We start from the raw sequence: 22,028 nt of genomic DNA on the forward strand, positions 1-22,028 counted from the left end.
GGCCCCCGTGAGGCTCGCGAGGATAAACCTCAGGCGCCGACCATCTCCATGATCAGCTCGCGCACGCGGGCGGCGTCAGCCTGCCCGCGGGTGGCCTTCATGACCGCGCCGACGAGGGCGCCGGCCGCCTGGACCTTGCCGCCCTTGATCTTCGCGACGATGTCGGGGTGGGCGTCCAGGGCTTCCTGGACGGCCGCCGTCAGAGCGCCGTCGTCGGAGACGACCTCGAGGCCTCGGGCCTCGACGACCTGCGTCGGGTCGCCTTCGCCCGCGAGGACGCCTTCGAGGGCCTGGCGTGCCAGCTTGTCGTTGATGCGGCCAGAGTCGATGAGACCCTGGAGCTGCGCGACCTGAGCGGGGCTGACCCCGGCCTCGTCGAGGGAGACTTCGCGCTCCTTGGCGCGGCGCGAGATCTCACCCATCCACCACTTGCGGGCGGAGGCGGGATCGCAGCCAGCGGCAACCGTGGCCTCGATGAGTTCGAGGGCACCGGCGTTGATGACGTCGCGCATCTCCATGTCCGCATACCCCCATTCGGAGCGCAGGCGGCGGCGCTTGGCGACGGGGAGTTCCGGCAGCGAGGCTCGCAGTTCCTCGACCCACGCGCGATCCGGGCGGATCGGCACCAGGTCGGGTTCGGGGAAGTAGCGGTAGTCCTCGGAATCCGACTTCTCACGGCCGGACGACGTGGAGCCGTCCTCCTCGTGGTAGTGGCGGGTCTCCTGCAGGATCGTGCCGCCATCGGCCAGGATCTGGGCCTGGCGCTGCATCTCGTAGCGCACGGCCGACGCGATACCGCGGAAGGAGTTCACGTTCTTCGTCTCGGTGCGCGTCCCCAGGGGTGACTCGGGCGTCGGGCGCAGCGACACGTTGATGTCGGCGCGCACGTTGCCGCGCTCCATGCGGGCCTCGGACACGTCGAGGGCACGGAAGATGTCGCGCAGGGCCTGCACGTAGGCGGCGGCCACCTCGGGCGCGCGCTCGCCGGCGCCCTCAATCGGGCGGGTCACGATCTCCACGAGCGGCACGCCCGCACGGTTGTAGTCCACGAGCGAGTGGTCCGCGCCCTGGATACGACCGTCAGCGCCACCGATGTGCGTGTTCTTGCCCGCGTCCTCCTCCATGTGTGCGCGCTCAATCTGCACGCGGAACATGGTGCCGTCCTCAAGCTCGACGTCGACGTACCCGTCGTGCGCGATCGGCTCGTCGGACTGAGAGGTCTGGAAAGCCTTCGTCAGGTCCGGGTAGAAGTAGTTCTTACGCGCGAAACGGCAGTACTCCGCGATCTCGCAGTTCAGGGCCAGGCCGATCTTGATGGCGTACTCGACGGCCTTATGGTTGACGACCGGCAGGGAGCCGGGCAGACCCAGCGACACGGGGGTCACGTAGGTGTTCGGGTCGCCACCAAACGCGTTGGGAGCAGCGTCGAACATCTTGGTTGTGGTGCCCAGCTCGACGTGCACCTCAATGCCGAGAACCGGGTCGAAGCGGCGGGCCGCCTCGTCGTAATCCATGAGCTCAGTCATCACTTTTCCTCCCAGTTAGCTGCGGGGCACTGACCCGCGACGTCGTCGCTGAGCGCCTCAACCAGGGACGCCACCTTGTACATGACCAGGTCGCCGCGCGCGGGGGCCAGCACCTGGAAGCCGATGGGCAGGCCCTCGGAGGACACCGCGTTGGGCACGTTCATGCCAGGGATACCCGCAAGGTTCGCGGGGATTGTCGCGACGTCGTAGAGGTACATGGCCAGCGGGTCGGAGGTCTTCTCGCCGAACTTGAAGGCCGTCTCGGGGGCCGTCGGGGACACGAGGACATCGACCTGCTCGAACACCGCGTCGAAGTCGCGCTGGATGAGCGTGCGCACCTTCTGCGCGCTGCCGTAGTAAGCATCGTAGTAGCCAGCGGAGAGCACGTGCGTGCCCAGGATGATGCGGCGCTTGACCTCGTCACCGAAGCCGGCCTCGCGGGTGGCGGCCATGACGCGCTCGGCGGTCACGGGACCCTCGGTGGGCTCGACGCGGATGCCGTAGCGCATGCCGTCGAAGCGGGCCAGGTTCGAGGAGACCTCGGCGGGCATGATCAGGTAGTAGGCACCCAGCGAGTACTCCAGGTGCGGGCAGGAGACCTCGACGATCTCAGCGCCGGCCTCGCGCAGCTTCTCGACGGTGGCGTTGAAGGCGTCGATAACGTCCTGCTGGTAGCCCTCGCCGCTCAGCTCCTTGACGACGCCGACCTTCAGGCCCTTCATGGAACCCTGCGCGGCGACGGCCTCGACGGCCTGCGTGAGCGCGGGAACCGGCTCGTTCAGCGAGGTCGAGTCGTGGGGGTCGTAGCCGCCGATCAGCTCAGTCAGGGCGGCCGCGTCGGCGACCGTGCGGGTGACGGGGCCGATCTGGTCCAGGGACGAGGCCATGGCCACCAGGCCGTAACGCGACACCGCGCCGTAGGTGGGCTTCGCGCCGACCGTGCCGGTCACGAACGCGGGCTGGCGGATCGAGCCGCCCGTGTCGGAACCGAGGGCCAGGGGCACCATGTAGGCCGCAACAGCCGCGGCCGAGCCGCCGCCGGAACCACCGGGGATACGCTCGGTGTCCCACGGGTTCTTGGTCGCGCCGAACGCGGAGTGCTCAGTGGACGACCCCATGGCGAATTCGTCCATGTTGGTCTTGCCGACGATGGGCAGACCGGCTTCCTTGATCTTGGTGGTGACGGTCGCGTCGTAGGGAGGCTCCCAGTCGCCTAGGATCTTCGACGCGCAGGTGGTGCGCAGGCCGCGCGTCACCACGTTGTCCTTGACGGCGATGGGCACGCCCGCCAGGCGGTGCAGGGTCTCCCCCGCTGCGCGACGCGCGTCCACGTCAGCCGCGGTCGCCAGCGCGCCCTCGCGGTCGACGGTAATGAAGGCGTTGACGCGATCCTCAATGGCGTCGATGCGGTCCAGGCACGCCTGGGTCAGCTCGACGGAGGTGATCTGGCCGTCGGCCAGCATGTCCGCCAGCTCGAGGGCGCTCTTCTTCAGCAGCTCGTTCATCAGTCTTCCCCCAAAATCTGCGGAACCAGGAACATACCGTCCTGCGCGGCGGGTGCCTGAGCGAGTACCTCGTCGCGGTCCACGGTCTGCCCGACCTTGTCCTCGCGCCACACGTTGGTCAGCGGAATCGGATGGGACGTGGCGGGAACCTCGGGTGTGGCAACCTCCGACACCTTCGAGACGGCGTCCGCGATTGCGTCAAGTTCACCCGCGAAACGCGTGATTTCCTCGTCGGTCAATGCGATATGGGCCAGACCCGCGACGCGGGCGACCTCGTCAGTACTAATGCGTGACATGTGTGGCATCCTACCCGTATGACCTTTTCACAGCGACGCCAACTCACCAGACAGACGTGGTCTGTGGTCAAAAAAGTAGGTCTTGCGGTGGCTGCCGCCCAGGCGGCGGCTATCGTGACCGTTCATGCGATTGACCGCATGCGCACCGCCCGTATTCCCGGCGGCGTGCACGGTTTCCCGACGCTGCCTCCCGCCGACACACCAATCGGCAACACCGTGGCACGCACGTACACGGAGGGAACCTCCCTGTACGCGGACATGCTGGAGGCCATTGAAGGGGCGACGCATCACATTTATTTCGAGACTTTTATTTGGCGCTCTGACTACTGGGGGAAGCGGTTCAAGAATGCGCTGCTCGCGGCCGCGGAGCGCGGTGTCGAGGTGTTTTGCGTGTGGGACGGTTTCGGCGTCCTGAACCAGGATCCGCGTTTCTACCAGTTCCCTGACATGCCGAACCTGCACGTGCGTAAGTTCCCGACCCTGCGGTCGGGTTTCTTTACGCTCAATATTCGCCGCACGGGCCAGGATCACCGCAAGATCCTGGTGGTTGACGGCAACGTCGGCTTCGTGGGCGGCTACAACATTGGTGATCCCTTCGCGAATGAGTGGCGTGACACGCACGTGCGTATTACGGGCGAGGCCGTGTGGGAGCTGGAGAACGGTTTCGTTGATTTCTGGAACCATTTCCGGCCCGTTGATTCTCCGTTTTTGCCCGATCAGGGGGCGCGCGCGTGGAGCGCGGACGTGACCGCGCAGTTCAACCTGCCGCATTCGCTGCTCTATCCGATTCGGGGCATGTATATCGACGCGATTGAGCGGGCGACGGATCGCGTGTTGATTACGACGGCGTATTTCATTCCGGATCACGAGGTCTTGGCGTCCTTGATCGCCGCCGCACGCCGGGGCGTTCGCGTTCAGGTTCTGATCCCAGAGTTTTCGAATCACATCATGGCGGACTGGGTGGCGCGCCCCTACTACGGGGAGCTGTTGCGCGAGGGCGTGGAGATCTGGTTGTACCAACACGCGATGGTGCACTCGAAGACAATGACGGTGGATGGGCGCTGGTCGACGATTGGCACGGCGAACATTGATCGCCTGTCGATGCGTGGCAATTACGAGGTCTGCCTGCAGTTCTATTCGCGCCCGCTGGCCGCGCGTATGGAGGAGATCTTCGCGAACGACCTAACGACAGCCCGCCGCCTGGCTATCGACGAGTGGGAGAAGCGCTCGTGGCTCACCCGCGTCGGCGAGGTGCTCCTGGGCCCCTTCGAGCCCCTCGTCTGAGTACCCCGCCCCGGCCTCGTTACAGGCCGACGGCCGCCAGGCCTCCCTCAAGGAGGTCCGCGAATTGCTGCTCGGTGATGACGGGGACGCCCAGGGCCTCGGCCTTCGCGGCCTTCGACCCCGCGCCGGGTCCCGCGACGACGAGCGAAGTCTTCTTCGAGACGGAACCCGCGGCCTTGCCGCCGCGCGACGTGATCGCTTCCTTGGCTCCCTCGCGGTCGTAGCCGGGCATCGCGCCCGAGACGACGATGGTGAGTCCCGCGAGCACGTCCGAGGCTGGCTCGGGTGCCTCGTCGGCCATGCGCACGCCCGCTCGCGCCCACGCCTCCAGCACCTCCAGGTGCCAGTCGACCGTGAACCAGTCGCGCAGGGAACGTCCGATTTCCTCGCCCACCCCCTCGACGGCGGAGAGCTCCTCGACCGAGGCGGCGCGCAGGGCGTCCATCGAGCGGAAGGTATCCGCGAGCGCGCGGGCCGCCGTGGGGCCGACGTGGCGGATGGACAGGGCGACGAGGACGCGCGCGAGGGGCTGACTCTTGGCCTTCTCCAGCTCGGCGAGCATTTTCTCGGTGCCCTTGGAGGCGGCAGGCTCGATGGGCTCGAAGACGGTCTGGCCGCGTAGCTTGCGGGGCTTGTAGGCCTTCGTCCAGAAATAGCGAACCTGCTTCCAGTCTCCGGTTTCCTCGCCCTTCTGTTTCACGGGCTTCCACACCATGACGTCGCGCAGATCCTCGGCGCGCACATCGAAGAGCGCGGCCTCGGTGCGCAGGACGGGGGCCTGTGGGGCGGGCAGGAGTTCTTCGGCGCGGGTGATTTGCTCGCCGTGGGGTAGCTCGCGTCCGCCCTCGAGGGTGAGGACGGTGCCGTCCTCCAGCGTGACACTGTGGCCGGCGACCAGGGCGGCGGCCACCTCGTCGCGGTCGTTGTCGGGCTGTGTCATGGCCAGGGCGGATTCGTCGCCGAGGCCCTCAACGTCCAGGGCGCTGCGCGCGCCGACGTGAGCGAGGCGCTCGGTGATCTGCGCGGGGCAAGCACCCTTGTTCGGGCAGCGCAGGTCGACGTCGCCTTCCTTCTCCTGCACGAGAGGGGTCCCGCAGGAGGGGCACTGCGTGGGCATGACGAAGGGGCGTTCGGAGCCGTTGCGCGCGTCCTCGACGGGGGCGACGATCTCGGGGATGACGTCGCCGGCCTTACGCAGGACGACGAGGTCGCCGATGAGGACGCCCTTGCGGGCGACTTCCTGGGCGTTGTGCAGGGTTGCGCGCGCGACGTTCGAGCCTGCGACCAGCACGGATTCCATGACGCCGTAGGGGGTCACGCGGCCCGTGCGGCCCACCTGTACGCGGATGTCGAGCAGGCGCGTGTGGACCTCTTCGGGCGGGAACTTGTAGGCGGCAGCCCACCGCGGCGTGCGCGAGGTGGATCCGAGCGAGCGTTGGAGGGACAGGTCGTTAATCTTGACGACGACGCCGTCGATCTCGTGGACAAGGCCGTGGCGGTCCGCGCCGATCTCGGCGATGCGCTCCTCAATGGCCTTTCGGCCCGTCAGCAGGCGGGTGTAGGGAGAGACGGGCAGACCCCACTCGCGCAGCTGCTCGTACCAGCCCATTTGGGTGGTCGGCTCGGTGAACTCATCCCCGGCCTCGACGAAGCCGATGCCGTGGGCGACCATCACGAGGGGGCGCTTGGCGGTTTCGGCCGGGTCCTTCTGGCGCAGCGAGCCCGAAGCCGCGTTGCGCGCGTTGACGAAGGTCTTTTCTCCGGCCTCGACGCGGGCCTCATTGAAGGCAGCGAAGTCGGCGACCGGGAAGTAGACCTCGCCGCGCACCTCGATGCGCGTGGGCACGGTGCCGCTCAGAGTCTGTGGGATCGAGGCGATGGTTCGCGCGTTGGCGGTCACGTCCTCGCCGACATAGCCATCGCCTCGGGTCGCGGCGCGCACGAGGCGACCGTTCTCGTACAGGAGGTTGATGGAGAGGCCGTCGACCTTGACCTCGGTCGTCATCTCGAGGTCGTCGATGCCGGTGACCTCGGCCATGCGGGCCTCCCACCCGGCGAGCTCCTCAAGGGAGAAGACGTCGTCGAGGGACATCATTTGGGCGAGGTGGCGCACCTCGGAGAAGCCGGAGTCGACGCTGCCGCCCACGCTCATCGTGGGCGAGTCGGCACCGCGCAGCTGCGGGTAGCGCTCCTCGATCTCTTCGACCTCGCGGTACATGCGGTCGTAGTCCGCATCTGAAATCGAAGATCCTTCACGAAGATAGTACGCATCGCGTGCAGCTTTAAGTTGCCTACTGCGTAATTCATGCAGCTCAGAAAGAAGCTCATTGGTCCGTCGCGTTTGTCCCTCACGAAAATGATCAATAAACTCCCGAAACTCGTTGACTACTGTCTGCTCGTCGTCTGCTGCGCCTTTGGCGTGAACATCTCTATCCGTCCCCACCTGGGAAATAAGATCGCCAAGTCGCCGATCGATTTCAGTGCTATGTGCCATAAATTGCGTAAGCCGGCGGTCTGCACTCATCAGTCGCTGCGCAAAACTTTCCTCTCGTCGGTTCGAACCAGCGCGCCCTGCCTCAACCACCTTCCGGAGAGATTCCACTATCTTCCGTGCTTCATCTGACATTTCGACATCAGGAGACTTGTCATGATTATCCGCTGGCTCAGAAATGTCAGAATTCATTATTTCATTGACGGCTAACAGCGAAGACAACTTCTCATACTGTCGCTCAATCAGTTCCTGTTGCCGTCTGAGAAGGTCTTGAAGGAGCATGGCTGTTTGCTTAATACGTGCTTCTTCAAGCTCAAGATCGTAACGATAGGCTCGTTCGAGCGACAAATTTAGTGTCGTCTTGCCATGAACGTTTCCCAGATCTTCGATCCGATGCATCTCCGCAGCCCGCATAGCCAAGTCCATACGTTTCATGGCAGCAAGTTGCTCATCCATAGCCTCGTTGATGCGCGTCACCAGGTCGTTGTAGCGGTCGCGAGTCGTCTCGAACGTGTCGTCATGCATAGGGTCCATTCTTGCATTTCGCAGCTGTCTCGGTCGGGGTTCGGAACGCTCACGAGCGTCGCCGGTGGCGTTATCCACACGCTCGCGCGCCCGGAGCACTTATCCACAGGGGCCTCGCGTGTCGCGCCGCTATCCACAGGGCGCGCGGCGCCGCTTGAAGATGCGCGGGCACGGCGGGATCGTGGAGGTATGAGCGACAGCAAATGCCTGGCACGCGCGGCCCTGCGCACCGACCTGCACTTGGCGTGCGTCGACGGACCCGACGTCGGCCTCGTTCTCGCGCCGGGCACCGTGGGCAGAGCCGGAGACGTTCCCCTGTCCTGCGCGAGCGTTGCACGCGAGCACGCCGAGTTTTCCACGCGAGGTGGGCGCGCCTGCCTGCGCGCGTCTCCACACACGTCGCCCATCCGGGTGCGCACGCGAATGCGCGGATGGCACCGACTTCGCGGACGCAAATGGCTCGCCCCGGGCAGGCGCGTGCGCCTGGGGGGAGACACTCTCGAGGTGCGAGGCCGCCCCCAGGTGCTCACGTGGCCGGGCATTGATCGACGAGGCCGTGGTGTCTTCTCAGGATCCTCTCTCCTGCGCGGGGCACCCCTCGTCTCCTTCGTCGTCATGGGCGGCCTCATGGCCTGGCGCCTGCACACCTTGGCCGCGTCCCCGCGAGTGCTCTGGACGTTCGCCGGGGTCGTCGCGGCCATCGCCTGCATCGTGGTGGTCGTGATGGTCCTGCGTGCACGCAGGCGTCGGCGAGGATGGGACGGGGCCGCGCTCGCCCTCGTCCTTGCCTCGCTGCCTACCGCGGGTGAGTCTACGCGCATCCCGAGGGCCGCCGTCTGGCCGGGGCGAGCGACGCGGCTCGGGCGTCGCGTGATCCTGGCTGCCACGTCGTCTTCCTCCCAGCCGGGTGATGCCGCGTCGCTGGGCATCGTGGGCGAGTACGGTGCCGAGTGCGCGCTGTGGTGCGCGGGGCAGGTGGCCGCGCAGCTTGGCGGGGCACGCGTCTGGTGGCGCTCCCACTCCCCCGTGCTGCTGGGATGCCCGGCGCTCGACATCCACGTGACCGGGGAAGAGGAATGCCCATACTGCGCGCGTGGCGGGGTGAACGACAAGGCGGCCTCCGCCCTACACATCGGCTACGCGGCGCACGTTGCCGAGCTGCCCTCGTGGTGCGCCCGCGTGTGCGTCACCGATGAGCGGCCAGTCTCCACGCGCTGGTGGTGGACCGTGACACGAACGACCAGTGAAGATGCGCTGCCCGAGCGCGTGGACTGGGACCCGGATGCTGCCCGCGGACACTCGGGTACGCTCAGCGTCGTCATCGGCCACTCCGAGGCGGGACCCGTCGAATTAGACCTCGTCACGGACGGCCCACACGCCCTCGTCGCCGGTTGCACGGGTTCAGGCAAGTCGGAGGCGTTGCTCGGCTGGCTCGCCTCCATCGCGCACTGCTATTCGCCCGCCTGCGTGCGTTTCATCCTCATCGATTACAAGGGCGGCTCCACCTTCGCGCGCCTGGCGGACCTCCCCCACACGCAGGCGCTGCTCACCGACCTGGACGCGGGGGCCACATCGCGCGCCCTGGACGGTATTGCCTCGGTCCTGGCACGGCGCGAAGCGGCGCTGAGCGATCTGGGTGTGCCGGATCTGGCGGCCTGGGAGCGTGCCTACGAGGAGGATCCCGCCCGCACTCCACAACCTCCCCCGCGCCTCGTCGTCGCCATCGACGAGTTCCGCGTCCTGGCCGACACCCATCCCTCCTCGATGGACATCCTGCTGCGTCTGGCCGCTCAGGGCCGCAGCCTCGGCCTGCATCTGATCGCCGCGACGCAGCGCCCGTCGGGGGCGATCAACGCATCGATGCGCGCCAACATGGACATTCGTTTGGCTCTGCGATGCGTGAGCGCCCCCGACTCCACGGACATCCTGGGCGATGCCCGGGCCTCGTCCCTTCCCCGTGTCCCCGGGCGCGCAGTACTCGCGGGAGTGGGCACGCTCCAGCTGTCTTACATGGCTGACGTTGCCGCGGTCGTGTCCGAGTGCGCGGCGCGCTGGCCCGCCGCGAGCGCCGCCCCGCTGTGGGCACCTGCGCTCCCGGGTTCTCTCACGTGGACTCAGATCGACGAGGCTTGGGCGGAGCAGGGCGGAAACGGCGGCGCTGCGCTGGGGTCCGTCGTTCTTGGGCTGGTTGAGGGCATCGAGTCTCATTCGCCGCTGGTGTGGGAGGGAGGCTCTGTCCAGATCCAGACGAGCGCTCACGAGGCGGCGTTGGCATCTCGATGGGCGCGCTCGATTGCTGCGAGGATCGCAGGGGCGAGTCGGCTGCCTCTGCACGTCATCGGGGACGAGGCAGTCCCTGGCGCTTCCTCGCGGCTTTCCCCGCGTGACCTGGGTGCCATCGACCTCGTCGAGGGGATCCGTGCGCACGGCCCCGCGGTACTAGCGATTTCGGATGTGACCGCTCTGCGCTCGTCCCTGGCTCAGGCGCTGTCACTCCCCCAGGCTGAGGAACTCTGGTCGTCGCTGCTGACGGGGGCCGCTCGGTCCGGCGTCATCCTCGTTGCGGCGTTCTCCGGACGTTTCACGTCCTCGTCGGCTGCCATGGGGGCTTTCTCAATGCGGCTCGTGCGCGCCAGGGACGCCGACGAGGCTCTGCACGCCGGGATCCAGCCGAGTAGCCTGCGTTCCCTCGGGGAAGCCCATGCGCTGTTGGCCCGCCCGGGCGAGGAGACGGCCCTCGCATGCGTCCCCATCGATCCTCCGCCCACAGGAGTTTTCCAAGGCACCGATGGTGTCTGTCATGCGTGGCGGATTCCCTCCCCTCAGGAGGCTGCAGCGTTGGTCAGTAATGCCTCCGCCCCGGCCCTCATCGGCCCCGAGTATGAACCCATCCGGTGGGCGACAGACAAACCCTGGGTGATTATCGGAGAACCCTCCGACGTGCGCGTCGTCGAGGCGCTCCATGCCACGCACAGCTGGCCCACCCCCACAATTGCCGAGATTATTCCAGAGAACGCATGGACCAGAATTGCGCGCCGCGACGGTCACCGCATGCTTGCACTCAACCCCTCGGACAACGTCATGCGAGGACTCATTCGCACGAGCCGCAGGTACCCGCTATCGATTGCAGCACACCCATGGAATCCCTCCTGCGGGCTCATCTGGGAGGATGATACCCTGACAACGATCCAACTGACCGTAGGGTCAGTTAACACCTAAGTCCCAGCTTTTTCGCCGAGCGTGACTAGACGCATAGTGACCTCTCCACACGAATTGTTCAGACATCTTGCGCATCTACCACGACTGGCGGACACTGACAGACGACTACACGAAGTCCCTACAGCACACGGTAACGCAAGGAGAACACACATGGATTGGCGCAGCAAGGCGGCTTGCCTGACAGTCGACCCCGAACTCTTCTTCCCCATCGGGAACACGGGGCCCGCCATCAGCCAGGTGGCCGAAGCGAAAGCCGTGTGCCGCGAATGCGACGTCAAGGGCATCTGCCTGCAGTGGGCAATCGACAATAACCAGGACTCGGGCGTCTGGGGCGGCATGAGCGAAGAAGAACGCCGCTCGCTCAAACGCCGCGCCGCGCGTGCACGACGCGCAGGCTGCTGAAAACACCGCGACCATACACCGCACGAAGGCCGGGAATCCACGACGGATCCCCGGCCTCGTTCGTTCTCGCGCCCCCGCGTCAGGCGGGATCGAGGTTAACCCACAGCGTCACGAGCGTGCCGCCACCCTCGCGGGGTGCCCACTCGATAGAGCCACGCAGCTCGCCGCGCACCATCTGGTGAACGATCTGCGTGCCCAGGCCGCTCATGGGCGTTCCCGGCACGAAGCCGACACCGTCATCTGCGACAGTGACCTTCATAGACAGGCCCTCACGCTGAGCGCACACCTCGATACGACCGTCACGGTCGGCCAGGCCATGCTCGACCGAGTTGGCGACCAGCTCATTGAGAACGGTCGCCAGCGCCTGGGCCTGATCGGCGGAAATCGTCCCAAAGTTTCCGGTCGTGATGACCTCGACGCCGTGATCCGTGGACGCTATCGCGCCAGCCATGCGCACGATCGTGCGTGCGACCTCGTCGAAGTCGACGGACTCGTCGACGTTCTGGGACAGCGCAGCATGCACGGTCGCGATGGCCTGAACGCGGCGCTCAGCCTCCGCGAGTGCCACCTTGACGGCGTCCTCACTGGAGCGACGCGACTGCAGTCGCAGCAGCGCGGACACGGTCTGCAGGTTGTTTTTGACGCGGTGGTGGATCTCACGGATCGTCGCATCCTTCGTCATGAGTTCCTGCTCGTGGCGGCGTACCTCGGACACGTCGCGCAGGAGGATGACAGCTCCCAGGCGCTTGCGCCCGTTTTGCAGGGGCAGGGCACGCATGGAAATGGTGGAGGCGCTCGCCGCGATCTCGACACGCCAGGAGGCCCGCCCCATGACGACGACGGCCATCGATTCCTCGATGAAGGTACCTTCGCCGATCACGTCGGTGATCTCCTGGGCCAGGACCTTGCCCTTCACGTCGTGGCGGATACCCAGGCGCGCCAGGCACGACATGGCGTTGGGGTTAGCTTGTAGGACGCGCCCCTCTGCATCGAGCAGGAGCGCACCGTCGAGGACGCGTGGAACACCGTGGGAGGTGACCTGCGGGGTGGAGTCGTAGGGATACTCGCCGCGCGCGATCATCTGGCAAAGCGTGTCAGCCGCGGCGATGGTCCACCCCTCGAAGCCCATGGACAGGCGGGGGCTGGACAGGTTCGTTTCACGGGTGATGACCGCGATAATGCGCCCGTCGTGGCACACGGGAACGCACGTTTCCTGCATCGAGTAGGTGCCCGCCCAGCGCGCAGCGGGCGAGCGCACAACCTGGCCGGTCTGGATGGCGCGATGCAGGTCGACCTCGCGGGCGGCGGGCAGGTGCAGGCCGATGATGTCGTCGACGTGAACGGTCGTCGAGGTCGCGGGGCGGCAGTGGTTGGCGGCGATGAATCTACCGTCGTCGGCGGGCAGCCACAGAACGAGGTCGGCGGCTGCCAGGTCAGCGAGCACCTGCCAGTCCGCAAACAGCAGGTGCAGCCAATCAATGTCCTGCTCCGACAGCGGTGTCGAAGAGGCTTCTTCAGCTAACTGCATGAGGCTACGCATGGCTCTACTCTAGTGGGAGCGGGGCCACAAAGGCGGTCCTTAGTTGTAAATGAGCGCCGGGCCACGATTCGGCAGCCACCTCAGAGAGAAGGAGAATCATGGAGTTCACCCAGTCTGTTACCTATCCGGGCACTGTTGACGAAGTCGTCGCCATGTTCCTCAGCCCGGGCTATCAGGAGCGACGTTTCGGCTCCTTCCTGGTGCCGGGCAGCACGACGGCGAGCGTGGAGGGTGGCCGCATCACGTTCTCAGGTGACGTGCGCCCGGAGCTGATCCCGGCGGCTGCCTCCCGTTTTGTCAAGGGCAGCCTGCGCGCGACGTTCGTGGAGGAGTGGAAGAGGGACGAGGCCGTGGCCCGTTCGCGTTCGACGCTCACCGTGGAGGGTGCGCCCGTTTCCTTCGACGCGGCCTCCGCCCTCTCCCCCGCGGATGATGGCTGCACGCGCGCCGTGAAGGGGAACGTATCGGTGCGGATTCCGCTATTTGGCGGACGCATTGAAAGGGAGGCGGTGGCCCACGCGGGAACGGTCATCGAGCACGAACGCGAGCTGGCCGCCGCATGGTTGGCGGAGCATCGCTGAGCGCTGCGCTTCGCTGTACGAAAAACACCGTCCGCCCGGCGCTGATGTCTGGGCGGACGGCACCTTTTTACGCGACAATGGTCCTATGAGTGATACCCCGAAGTCCCTGTACATGCAGCGTACGGGCGTGCGTCAGTACGTCGCCCGCAACCAGGATGGAGCCGAGATCCGCATCGGTCACGGCCCAGGCCTCTTCTCCCCCGGCGACCTGCTCAAGCTCGCGATCGCGGGCTGCAAGGCGATGAGTTCGGACGCGCGTCTGGCGTCTCGCCTGGGCGATGATTTCGAGCAGTTTGTCGGCGTGTCCGCCGACTACGACCAGGACCATGATCGTTTCACGCACGTAGACGTCGAGCTGGTTCAGGACCTGTCCGCACTGTCCGATGAGGAGATCGCGGACCTTGAGCGCCGCGCAAACGCCGCCATCGACCGCAATTGCACGATCGCGCACTCGGTCGTCGACCAGGCGCTGCCGGCCTCGCACACGTGGACGAACGAGCGGATCGACTGACGTGAGCGTCGTCGACCGCCAGTACGAGGACCTGCTGGCGCGCATCATGGCCGAAGGCACTCCCAAGGGTGACCGCACCGGCACGGGCACGCGTTCCCTGTTCGGGGCGCAGCTGCGCTACGACCTGTCCAAGGGCTTTCCACTGATCACGACGAAGCGCGTGCACTTCAAGTCGGTGGTGGGCGAGCTTCTGTGGTTCCTGTCCGGCTCCTCCAACGTGTCCTGGCTCCAGGAGCACGGCATCCGCATCTGGAACGAGTGGGCGGACGAGGACGGCGACCTCGGCCCGGTGTACGGCGTCCAGTGGCGTTCCTGGAACACCGGAGATGGCCGCCGCATCGACCAGATCTCCCAGGTCCTCGAGACCCTGAAGACGAACCCGGATTCGCGTCGCATGGTGGTCTCCGCGTGGAACGTCGGTGACCTGCCCGAGATGGCCCTCGAACCTTGCCACGCGTTCTTCCAGCTCTACGTGGCCGATGGACGCCTGTCGCTCCAGCTCTACCAGCGCAGCGCGGACATGTTCCTGGGCGTTCCTTTCAACATCGCGTCCTACTCGCTGCTCACCCACATGTTCGCCCAGCAGGCGGGTCTTCAGGTCGGCGATTTCATTTGGACGGGCGGGGACTGCCACATCTACTCCAACCACACGGAGCAGGTGACCGAGCAGCTGAGCCGTGAGCCGTACCCGTTCCCGCGCTTGGACCTGACGAAGGCTCCGTCGATGTTCGAGTACTCCTTCGACGATATTTCCGTCGTCGACTACCAGCACCACCCGACGATCAAGGCACCGGTCGCCGTATGACGAAACTCGCCGCGATTTGGGCCCAGGATAGCAACGGGATCATCGGGACGGGCACGGCCATGTCCTGGCATGTTCCCGCTGATTTCCGGCACTTCAAGGCCTCCACGATGGGCTGCCCGATCATCATGGGCCGCCGCTCGTGGGAGGCCCTGGGCCGCGCGCTGCCGGGCCGCACGAACATCGTCATCACCCGCACGCCCGGGTACATGGCCGAGGGCGCACTCGTCGTTTCTTCCGTCGAGGAAGCCCTGGATGCCGCGCGCGAGGAAACGGCACGCACACAGGCCCCCTACATCTGGATCACGGGCGGGGCGCAGCTCTATGCGCAGACCCTCCCCTTCCTCGACGAGGCCGTGGTGACCGACCTGGAGTTGGATGTGGCCGCGAGCGCACCCGAGGGTTCGGCCTTCGTGTACGCGCCGCCGCTGGATCCGTCTCTGTGGCGCAGGGATGAGAACCGCAGTGATGCCGAGTGGCGTGAACGCTCGGGGGACGCGCGCTGGAAGGTGAGTACCTGGGTGCAGCGTTAACTCTTACCGCACCTCTGTGTTATTCGACAACTGTCTGGGGAGGCCCCGCGCAATGCGCGGGGCCTCCGTCGTAGGATGCACTGTGCCTTCATCTCCCTTGTTAACGAATCCGACGCTGCGCGCGCTCGTGGCGATCGCCCTGTTTACCTACACGGCGCAAAACATGCTCAACGTGTCGATCGCTCCCCTCTCGCGCGCCCTGGACCTGCCCGAGTGGATCGTGGGTGCGGCGGTGTCCCTGGCGGCTGCCGCGGTGACGGCGCTCAGCCAGTTCTGGGGGCGTCGCTCGATCGCCTGGGGACGCAGGCGCGTCATCCTGCTGGCGCTGATCCTGGCATTGACGGCGGGCACGCTCTTTTCGGCAGCGGTGTGGGCGCGCGCAGCCGATTACATCGGCGCGTTTGCCGCGGCGGGGGCCATCATGGCGGCGCGCGGCCCCTTCTTCGGTGCGGCCGTCGCGGCGATCCCGCCGACCGGGCAGGCCCTCGTCGCCGAGGTGACCCCGGACGAGGGGTCGCGCGTGCGCGGCACATCCGCGTTCTCCGGCGCAATCAACCTGTCCGTCATGGTCGGTTCCCTCGTGTCCTCGGCGCTGGGTGCGTGGTGGATCTTCGGACCCGTGCACGCCACGCCGATTTTCGTTCTCATCGCGCTGGCCATCGCCCTGATCTGGCTACCCCGTGACGGAGGCACCACCCACCCAAGGAGGCCCCTACCCCACCCGACCCGTGAGGCCGTGGAACCCGAGGAAGCGACCCCGGCCTCGTCGATTGAGGGGGCGATAGACAGCGCGAGCGTGGAAACCGCAGACGGCGAACTGCCCCCGCGCGTGAGCTGGACCGACCGGCGGATCGCCCCGTGGATCGCCTCGATCTTCGGCATCTACTTCGCGAACGGCGTCGTTCAGATCACGATGGGTTTCGTCGTGCAGGACCGCGGCGGACTCGAGCCCGCGCCCGCCGTGTCGATCACGGCCCTCATGCTGCTGGCCAACGCCGCCGGAGCCATGCTCATGCAGCTGATCGTCGTGCCACGCCTGGGATGGGGGCCTCGCAGGCTACTGCGGGCGGGCATGACGCTCGCCCTTATTGCCCTCACGTGCCTGACCCTCGCGCCGACCCTGTGGGCGGTCGCGGCATCGACCTTCGCGATGGGCGTTGCCTCGGGCATGGCCTCCCCCGGCTACTCCGCCGGCGCGTCCCTGGCTGTCACCGAGCGCGAGCAGGGCGGCATCGCCGGCGTCATCAACGCGACCGGCGCGATCACGTGGATCGTGGCCCCCGTGAGCGCCACCGCCCTGTACGGCTGGATGCCCCTGTCACCCTTCCTCCTCGCGCTGTCCCTCGTCGCACTGTCGTGTTCGTGCGCGTGGTTGCTCCTGCGCAAGCTGGACATTGTGTCCCGAGCACGCGACTAGGACGAGTGCCCCACGCCTCACAGCACGCTCGGCGCTATCCTAGAGAGGTACGTAAGCCCTACGCGAAGGAGCCACCTGTGGCACAAGAAACCCGCACCGAAACCGACTCGATGGGAGCCGTTGAGGTCCCCGCGAACCGCTATTGGGGCGCTCAGACCGAGCGTTCGCTGCACAACTTCGACATCGGCCGCAACACATTCGTGTGGGGTCGCCCGATGGTGCGCGCCCTCGGCATCCTGAAGAAGTCCGCAGCCCTGGCCAACGCTGAGCTGGGCGAGTTGCCCGCCGACATCGCGAACTACATCGCGCAGGCCGGCGACGAGGTCATCTCCGGCAAGCTCGACGACAACTTCCCGCTGGTCGTCTTCCAGACCGGCTCGGGCACGCAGTCGAATATGAACGCCAACGAGGTCATCTCCAACCGCGCCATCGAACTCGCGGGCGGCACCATGGGCACCAAGTCCCCCGTGCACCCCAACGACCACGTGAACCGCGGCCAGTCCTCGAACGACACCTTCCCCACCGCCATGCACATCGCGGTCGTCTCCGAGCTGCACGACATGTATCCGCGCGTGCGCCAGCTGCGCGACACGCTGGACAAGAAGGCCAAGGAGTTCGACGACGTCATCATGGTGGGCCGCACCCACCTGCAGGACGCGACCCCGATTCGCCTGGGCCAGGTCATCTCCGGCTGGGTTGCTCAGATCGACTTCGCCCTCGAGGGCATCGAGTACGCGGACACCCGTGCACGTGAGCTGGCCATCGGTGGTACCGCCGTGGGCACCGGCCTGAACGCTCACCCGAAGTTCGGCGAACTCACCGCGAAGAAGATCTCCGAGGAGACGGGCATCGAGTTCACACAGGCCGACAACCTGTTCGCCGCCCTGGGCGCGCACGACGCGCTGGTGCTGGTTTCGGGCGCGCTGCGCGTCCTGGCCGACGCCCTCATGAAGATCGCGAACGACGTGCGCTGGTACGCCTCCGGCCCGCGTAACGGCATCGGCGAGCTGATCATCCCCGAGAACGAGCCGGGTTCATCCATCATGCCGGGCAAGGTTAACCCGACCCAGTGCGAGGCCATGACGATGGTCGCCACCCAGGTCTTCGGCAACGACGCAACGGTCGGCTTCGCCGGCTCGCAGGGCAACTTCCAGCTCAACGTCTTCAAGCCCGTCATGGCGTGGAACGTCCTGGAGTCCATCCGCCTGCTGGGCGACGCCTGCGTGTCCTTCGACACGCACTGCGCGTACGGCATCGAGCCGAACTACGAGAAGATCAAGCACAATCTGGACATCAACCTCATGCAGGTGACGGCTCTGAACCGTCACATCGGCTACGACAAGGCCTCAAAGATTGCGAAGAACGCGCATCACAAGGGCCTGTCGCTGCGCGAGTCCGCCCTCGAGCTGGGCTTCCTGACCGCCGAGGAGTTCGACGCGTGGGTCGTTCCCGCCGACATGACGCACCCCAGCGCCGCCGACGAGTGATCCGCAAGTCGCACTGACGCTTCGGCCCCGGTCTCGCATGAGGCCGGGGCCGGTTTCACATGTACGAGGCCAGGGCCGCGTTGGAGCGATAGGCGAGCACGACAGGGAATACAGGTCGAACCCGCGCAGTTATATGCCATGTAAACAATCGGAGGGGTTCATGACGCACACGCACACCACCTACAACGAGGCCGTCCACGCGGCCCTGCACCTGCTAGCCGACGACATGGGCTACAAGATTCCCTCCCACGCGGATATCGCACAGGAGCGCGCATACCTACGCGCCCTCATGAACATGCGCGATCCCGCTCCCCTGCCTGATAGCTACCGTGAGGCTGAAGCGGTTGTTCTCGACACCGAACGAGAGCGACGCGGAACCGTGACCTGGGAGGACGCCACGGCCTCGTCGGCTCATCCGAGGATTGCCCTGTGGCGTGGGGACATCACGCGCCTGCAGGTCGATGCAATCGTCAACGCTGCAAACTCGGCGATGCTCGGGTGCCGAGCGCCCGGACACACGTGCATTGATAACGCAATCCACAGCGCAGCCGGGCTCGGGCTACGTCAGGCGTGTGCCGACGCGATGGATGAGCGCGCACGCGGCGACGATCCCTCAGGATTCCCGACGGGCGAGGCCCTCCTCACTCCCGGTTTCCACCTGCCGGCGCGCTTCGTCATCCATACCGTCGGCCCCATCGTCAGCGGAGAGTTGACGCAGACGCACCGGGAGGCTCTCGCCCGCTCGTATCGGCGATGCTTGGAGGAGGCAGCCGCGCTTGGGCTTGACACGGTGGCGTTCTGCTGTATCTCCACGGGCGTCTTCAGTTTTCCCCAAGAGAAGGCGGCGCGTATCGCCGTGGCGACCGTGTCCGATTTTTTGGAGTCCGGCACTGCGGGCACGGACAATCTGCGCGTCATTTTCGACGTATTCGGTGACCGAGACGAGGCCCTATACCACGCTCTTCTTGGACTCTGACCCCATCAGCGAGTGAGGAAACACCATGAACCGACCCACCACCCTGCGCGAAGCTATCGAGGCCGCCGACTCGATCCTGATTGGGGCGGGAGCCGGTCTGTCCGCAGCCGACGGCGATCATCACTCCGGCCCGGTCTTCGACGCGCGTTTCGCTGACTTTCGCGACCAGCGCGGCATTACGGACGCCTACTCGGGCGGCTTCTATCCCTTCCCCACGTCGGAGGAGCGCTGGGCGTTTTGGAGCCGTATGATCTCCCTGCTACGCTACGAGGCCGGCCCGGGGCAGGTGTACGCGGACCTGCTGGGCCTCGTCAGCGAGCGCGACTATTTCATCATCACGACGAACGTGGATCATCGTTTCCAGACGTCTGGTTTCGACAAGGAGCATCTGTTCTACACGCAGGGCGATTACGGGCTACTGCAGTGTTCGGTCCCCTGCCACGATGCCACCTACGACAACGAGAAGTGGGTACGCCAGGCGGTGGCCAGCCAGGAAGGCATGCGCATCCCGTCGGAGTTGATTCCGCAGTGCCCGAGGTGCGGTGAGGAGATGACGACGAATCTGCGCGTCGATGCCCGCTTCGTTCAGGACGCGGGATGGGCGGCGGCTGCCGGGCGCTATGAGGATTTCCTGGAGCGAACCTGCGTTGACCGTGTTCTCTACCTTGAGCTGGGCGTCGGCATGAACACGCCGAGCATCATCAAGTTCCCGTTCTGGCGGCGCGTCTACGACAATCCGGAGGCAACCTACGCGTGCGTTGCGCTGGATGCATCGGCCCCAGCGGAGATTGCGGATCGGTCCCTCCTGATCCGAGGCGACATCGCCGAAGCCCTGGCGAGCGCGCGCGGATAACGAGCCGAGGCCTCGGCCCCTTACATCTGAGCGCGCGTCTTCTGACGCATCTTCAGGATCGTCGAGGCGATGATGGAGAGCAGGAAGATGTTGAAGAGGATCGCGCCGACGCCCGGGGACACGAGCGTGGCGACGAGGCGTCCGGTGGGGGCCGTGGCCGCGGCAGAGGCCCCAACGATCATGCCGATGCGCAGGTCGACCATGCGATGGCGCAGGTTGGTGACGGTGCCGGCGATGCCGGTAGGGATCATGACGAGCAGGGACGTGCCGCGCGCGATGAGGTCGCCCGCACCGACGGCGAGTTCCATGCCGGGCACGATGACGGATCCGCCGCCCACGCCGACCAGGCCGGAGAGGATTCCGGCGCACAGGCCCACCAGGATCATGAGCACGCACGAGGCCAAGGTCAGTGAGACGGCACCCTCGCGCGTGGGGACATGCAGGTATTGGGAGACGATCACGAAGAGTGTGAAGCCAATGAGGATCCAGAGCAGGGCGGGCGCGGGCAGACGCCGCAGGAGCCACACGCCGACCTGGGAGCCCGCGAGCGCGCCGACGACAAGGAGGGCTGCTCCAGCCCAAGAGACCTCGCTGTGCAGGGCGTAGGTGCCCGAGCCGACGGCGGCGGTGACGATGATGGCGGCGAGGGACGTGGCCGAGGCGCGACGCTGGTCCATGCCCAGGACGGTCATGAGCGCGGGGACGATGACGAGGCCGCCTCCCACTCCGAAGAGTCCGGAGAGGAAGCCCGCACCCACGCCAGTGGCGATGACGAGGAAAATACGGCGCAGGGTGAGAGCCTGGGAGTCGGTGTGGTCCATGTCTCTACTGTAGTCCTGGGTAACGCGTCTTCTGCTACGGGGCTTCACCCCGCGCGAAACGCATGTGCACGTCCTGTTCACGGCGGTTTCAGTGAGCGTAGACTTCTGGCATCGACGAAAGGACAAGCAATGACCAATGTTCTGATTGTGTCGGGTCACCCGCGTCTCGGTGACGATTCGGTGGCAAACAAGACGATTCTGGAGGAGCTGGCGTCGCTGCTTCCCGAGGCCGCCTTTGATCAGCTCAGCGACCTTTACCCCGATGGCGTGATCAATGTCGAGGCCGAGCAGGACAAGCTGCGTGGTGCCGACGTCATCGTGCTGCAGTATCCCCTGTGGTGGTACGGCTGGCCCTCGCTCCTGCAAAAGTGGGTGGAGGACGTGTTTGTGCACGGTTTCAGCCACGGGTCGACGGGAACGGCGCTGCGCGGCAAGAAGCTGGTGGTGTCATTGACGACGGGGGCGGCGGAATCCTACTATGACGCCCAGCCGGGCGGCATCGAGCATTTCTTGGCCGCGGTGAAGGCGACGAACGCCCTGACGGGTCTGGAGTATGCGGGTGTTCTGCCTCTGTACGGCGTTTCCTACGCGAATCGTACGGATGCGGAGGCACGCGCCGACATGGTCGAGCGTTCGCGCGAGCACGCGAAGCGCCTGGCGGAGTTCGTCTCCTCCCTCTGAGCAACCACTCCCCTGCTGCCAGGCAAGACGCGAAACCCGGCTCCGGCCTCGTCGATGAACGAGGTCGGAGCCGCCTCTTCTTTGCACCAAACCTGACAGGTGTATCCGGGGCCGAGCACCTACTTCTTCTTCCTTTTCTTCGGTGCGGGCAGTTCCTCCCACACCGCGTCGATAACGTCGTGCAGCGTGTCGCGGTCCTCCAGCTCCACGAGGAGCATCTCCCTCGCTCCCTCGTAGGGGGTGACACGCAGGGCGCCGGGCAGGAGCTGTTCGGAGGCGGGCATGATCTTGAGCAGGAAGCGGTCGTCGTATATGCCGCCCACGACCTTGCCCCGGTAGTAGAGGATGTATTCGCCCATCATTTTGCGGTGCGCCACGTCGTCCAGCTCACCCAGCAGGTCGAGCACGAACTCCAGGTATTGGTCGGTGGACGACATCGTTCATCCTCGCTTTCCCGCTCGCTACCACGGTACTTGGTCCCGCGCCGCGGCGAGCGACTGTCCTATGTTATCGCAATGCAGTCGCCTCATACGTGGGCTCCTCACCGGAGTCGTTCGTTGATCGAGGGCGGGGGCCTG

At 66.0% G+C, this 22,028-nt stretch carries 19 protein-coding genes; 12 read left to right on the top strand and 7 right to left on the bottom strand.

Going from position 1 to position 22,028, the window contains the following annotated elements; translation table 11 throughout:
• Positions 1 to 29: 29 nt before the first annotated feature.
• From gatB to gatC, 3 genes are read right to left on the bottom strand one after another with little or no spacing between them, the layout of a single operon-like run.
• Entirely contained in the window at positions 30 to 1,526 is a 1,497-nt protein-coding gene (gene gatB, locus HMPREF1136_RS02120) for an Asp-tRNA(Asn)/Glu-tRNA(Gln) amidotransferase subunit GatB (RefSeq protein ID WP_009647675.1), read from the bottom strand.
• Complete coding sequence (gatA, locus tag HMPREF1136_RS02125) at positions 1,526 to 3,031, bottom strand: Asp-tRNA(Asn)/Glu-tRNA(Gln) amidotransferase subunit GatA (RefSeq protein WP_009647691.1); 1,506 nt, start codon at positions 3,029 to 3,031, stop codon at positions 1,526 to 1,528. Before gatA ends, gatB begins: the two co-directional genes overlap by 1 nt.
• Positions 3,031 to 3,327, bottom strand: a complete 297-nt coding sequence (gene gatC, locus HMPREF1136_RS02130; RefSeq protein WP_009647688.1) for an Asp-tRNA(Asn)/Glu-tRNA(Gln) amidotransferase subunit GatC — start codon at positions 3,325 to 3,327, stop codon at positions 3,031 to 3,033. The genes gatA and gatC overlap by 1 nt, the downstream gene beginning before the upstream one ends.
• An 18-nt stretch (positions 3,328 to 3,345) precedes the next feature.
• On the opposite strand from gatC, the gene HMPREF1136_RS02135 reads away from it, so the two are divergent.
• The gene (locus HMPREF1136_RS02135; protein WP_034504491.1) at positions 3,346 to 4,611 is read left to right on the top strand and encodes a phospholipase D-like domain-containing protein; all 1,266 of its coding nucleotides are present in this window, start codon (positions 3,346 to 3,348) and stop codon (positions 4,609 to 4,611) included.
• Positions 4,612 to 4,630: 19 nt separating this feature from the next.
• On the opposite strand, the gene ligA is transcribed toward HMPREF1136_RS02135, so the two are convergent.
• Positions 4,631 to 7,636: an NAD-dependent DNA ligase LigA gene (gene ligA / locus HMPREF1136_RS02140; RefSeq protein WP_442852127.1), complete on the bottom strand. Its 3,006-nt coding sequence runs from the start codon at positions 7,634 to 7,636 to the stop codon at positions 4,631 to 4,633.
• 180 nt (positions 7,637 to 7,816) lie between these two features.
• On the opposite strand from ligA, the gene HMPREF1136_RS02145 reads away from it, so the two are divergent.
• Both HMPREF1136_RS02145 and HMPREF1136_RS02150 read left to right on the top strand, forming a co-directional pair.
• Positions 7,817 to 10,846, top strand: a complete 3,030-nt coding sequence (locus HMPREF1136_RS02145; RefSeq protein WP_034504493.1) for an FtsK/SpoIIIE domain-containing protein — start codon at positions 7,817 to 7,819, stop codon at positions 10,844 to 10,846.
• Between the two features lie 150 nt (positions 10,847 to 10,996).
• Positions 10,997 to 11,248 (top strand): WhiB family transcriptional regulator, encoded by a 252-nt coding sequence (locus HMPREF1136_RS02150; RefSeq protein WP_009647677.1) that lies wholly within the window; start codon positions 10,997 to 10,999, stop codon positions 11,246 to 11,248.
• 79 nt (positions 11,249 to 11,327) lie between these two features.
• Here the strand turns inward: HMPREF1136_RS02150 and HMPREF1136_RS02155 are convergent, their stop codons facing one another.
• A complete protein-coding gene (locus HMPREF1136_RS02155; protein ID WP_009647670.1) occupies positions 11,328 to 12,788 on the bottom strand; it encodes a sensor histidine kinase in 1,461 nt (486 codons plus the stop codon).
• A gap of 98 nt (positions 12,789 to 12,886) precedes the next feature.
• Here HMPREF1136_RS02155 and HMPREF1136_RS02160 point away from each other — a divergent pair, with 98 nt between their 5' ends.
• The 8 genes from HMPREF1136_RS02160 to HMPREF1136_RS02195 all read left to right on the top strand — a co-directional run bounded on the left by HMPREF1136_RS02160 (position 12,887) and on the right by HMPREF1136_RS02195 (position 19,948).
• Positions 12,887 to 13,369, top strand: a complete 483-nt coding sequence (locus HMPREF1136_RS02160; protein ID WP_009647690.1) for a DUF2505 domain-containing protein — start codon at positions 12,887 to 12,889, stop codon at positions 13,367 to 13,369.
• 85 nt (positions 13,370 to 13,454) lie between these two features.
• Complete coding sequence (locus HMPREF1136_RS02165; protein WP_009647674.1) at positions 13,455 to 13,880, top strand: OsmC family protein; 426 nt, start codon at positions 13,455 to 13,457, stop codon at positions 13,878 to 13,880.
• Between the two features lies 1 nt (position 13,881).
• Positions 13,882 to 14,685 (top strand): thymidylate synthase, encoded by an 804-nt coding sequence (locus HMPREF1136_RS02170; protein WP_009647676.1) that lies wholly within the window; start codon positions 13,882 to 13,884, stop codon positions 14,683 to 14,685.
• Positions 14,682 to 15,215 (top strand): dihydrofolate reductase, encoded by a 534-nt coding sequence (locus HMPREF1136_RS02175; RefSeq protein ID WP_009647692.1) that lies wholly within the window; start codon positions 14,682 to 14,684, stop codon positions 15,213 to 15,215. Before HMPREF1136_RS02170 ends, HMPREF1136_RS02175 begins: the two co-directional genes overlap by 4 nt.
• Positions 15,216 to 15,297: 82 nt before the next feature.
• Positions 15,298 to 16,632 carry an MFS transporter gene (locus tag HMPREF1136_RS02180; protein WP_009647681.1) on the top strand — a complete coding sequence of 445 codons (1,335 nt, stop codon included), beginning with the start codon at positions 15,298 to 15,300 and terminating at the stop codon, positions 16,630 to 16,632.
• Between the two features lie 77 nt (positions 16,633 to 16,709).
• Entirely contained in the window at positions 16,710 to 18,119 is a 1,410-nt protein-coding gene (gene fumC, locus HMPREF1136_RS02185) for a class II fumarate hydratase (RefSeq protein WP_009647693.1), read from the top strand.
• Between the two features lie 160 nt (positions 18,120 to 18,279).
• Positions 18,280 to 19,095: a macro domain-containing protein gene (locus tag HMPREF1136_RS02190; protein ID WP_009647678.1), complete on the top strand. Its 816-nt coding sequence runs from the start codon at positions 18,280 to 18,282 to the stop codon at positions 19,093 to 19,095.
• A gap of 25 nt (positions 19,096 to 19,120) precedes the next feature.
• On the top strand, positions 19,121 to 19,948 hold the full coding sequence (locus HMPREF1136_RS02195) for an SIR2 family NAD-dependent protein deacylase (protein WP_009647683.1): 828 nt from the start codon (positions 19,121 to 19,123) through the stop codon (positions 19,946 to 19,948).
• Positions 19,949 to 19,968: 20 nt separating this feature from the next.
• Here HMPREF1136_RS02195 and HMPREF1136_RS02200 read toward each other — a convergent pair whose 3' ends face one another.
• The gene (locus HMPREF1136_RS02200; RefSeq protein WP_009647689.1) at positions 19,969 to 20,769 is read right to left on the bottom strand and encodes a sulfite exporter TauE/SafE family protein; all 801 of its coding nucleotides are present in this window, start codon (positions 20,767 to 20,769) and stop codon (positions 19,969 to 19,971) included.
• A 129-nt stretch (positions 20,770 to 20,898) separates the two neighbouring features.
• On the opposite strand from HMPREF1136_RS02200, the gene HMPREF1136_RS02205 reads away from it, so the two are divergent.
• Positions 20,899 to 21,450, top strand: coding sequence for an NAD(P)H-dependent oxidoreductase (locus HMPREF1136_RS02205; protein WP_009647667.1), 552 nt, complete (start codon positions 20,899 to 20,901; stop codon positions 21,448 to 21,450).
• Between the two features lie 119 nt (positions 21,451 to 21,569).
• Here HMPREF1136_RS02205 and HMPREF1136_RS02210 read toward each other — a convergent pair whose 3' ends face one another.
• Positions 21,570 to 21,887, bottom strand: coding sequence for a TfoX/Sxy family protein (locus tag HMPREF1136_RS02210; RefSeq protein WP_009647673.1), 318 nt, complete (start codon positions 21,885 to 21,887; stop codon positions 21,570 to 21,572).
• Positions 21,888 to 22,028: the final 141 nt, after the last annotated feature.

Origin of the sequence: Actinomyces sp. ICM47 (assembly GCF_000278725.1) — a bacterium.
Lineage (GTDB): Bacteria > Actinomycetota > Actinomycetes > Actinomycetales > Actinomycetaceae > Pauljensenia.

Coding starts and splice junctions, on each gene's coding strand:
- HMPREF1136_RS02175 (WP_009647692.1), top strand. CDS start 14,682: ATGACGAAACTCGCCGCGATTTGGGCCCAGGATAGCAACGGGATCATC.
- gatA (WP_009647691.1), bottom strand. CDS start 3,031: ATGAACGAGCTGCTGAAGAAGAGCGCCCTCGAGCTGGCGGACATGCTG.
- HMPREF1136_RS02150 (WP_009647677.1), top strand. CDS start 10,997: ATGGATTGGCGCAGCAAGGCGGCTTGCCTGACAGTCGACCCCGAACTC.
- HMPREF1136_RS02165 (WP_009647674.1), top strand. CDS start 13,455: ATGAGTGATACCCCGAAGTCCCTGTACATGCAGCGTACGGGCGTGCGT.
- gatC (WP_009647688.1), bottom strand. CDS start 3,327: ATGTCACGCATTAGTACTGACGAGGTCGCCCGCGTCGCGGGTCTGGCC.
- ligA (WP_442852127.1), bottom strand. CDS start 7,636: ATGGACCCTATGCATGACGACACGTTCGAGACGACTCGCGACCGCTAC.
- HMPREF1136_RS02200 (WP_009647689.1), bottom strand. CDS start 20,769: ATGGACCACACCGACTCCCAGGCTCTCACCCTGCGCCGTATTTTCCTC.
- HMPREF1136_RS02135 (WP_034504491.1), top strand. CDS start 3,346: ATGACCTTTTCACAGCGACGCCAACTCACCAGACAGACGTGGTCTGTG.
- HMPREF1136_RS02195 (WP_009647683.1), top strand. CDS start 19,121: ATGAACCGACCCACCACCCTGCGCGAAGCTATCGAGGCCGCCGACTCG.
- HMPREF1136_RS02145 (WP_034504493.1), top strand. CDS start 7,817: ATGAGCGACAGCAAATGCCTGGCACGCGCGGCCCTGCGCACCGACCTG.
- HMPREF1136_RS02210 (WP_009647673.1), bottom strand. CDS start 21,887: ATGTCGTCCACCGACCAATACCTGGAGTTCGTGCTCGACCTGCTGGGT.
- gatB (WP_009647675.1), bottom strand. CDS start 1,526: ATGACTGAGCTCATGGATTACGACGAGGCGGCCCGCCGCTTCGACCCG.
- HMPREF1136_RS02160 (WP_009647690.1), top strand. CDS start 12,887: ATGGAGTTCACCCAGTCTGTTACCTATCCGGGCACTGTTGACGAAGTC.
- HMPREF1136_RS02190 (WP_009647678.1), top strand. CDS start 18,280: ATGACGCACACGCACACCACCTACAACGAGGCCGTCCACGCGGCCCTG.
- HMPREF1136_RS02205 (WP_009647667.1), top strand. CDS start 20,899: ATGACCAATGTTCTGATTGTGTCGGGTCACCCGCGTCTCGGTGACGAT.
- HMPREF1136_RS02155 (WP_009647670.1), bottom strand. CDS start 12,788: ATGCGTAGCCTCATGCAGTTAGCTGAAGAAGCCTCTTCGACACCGCTG.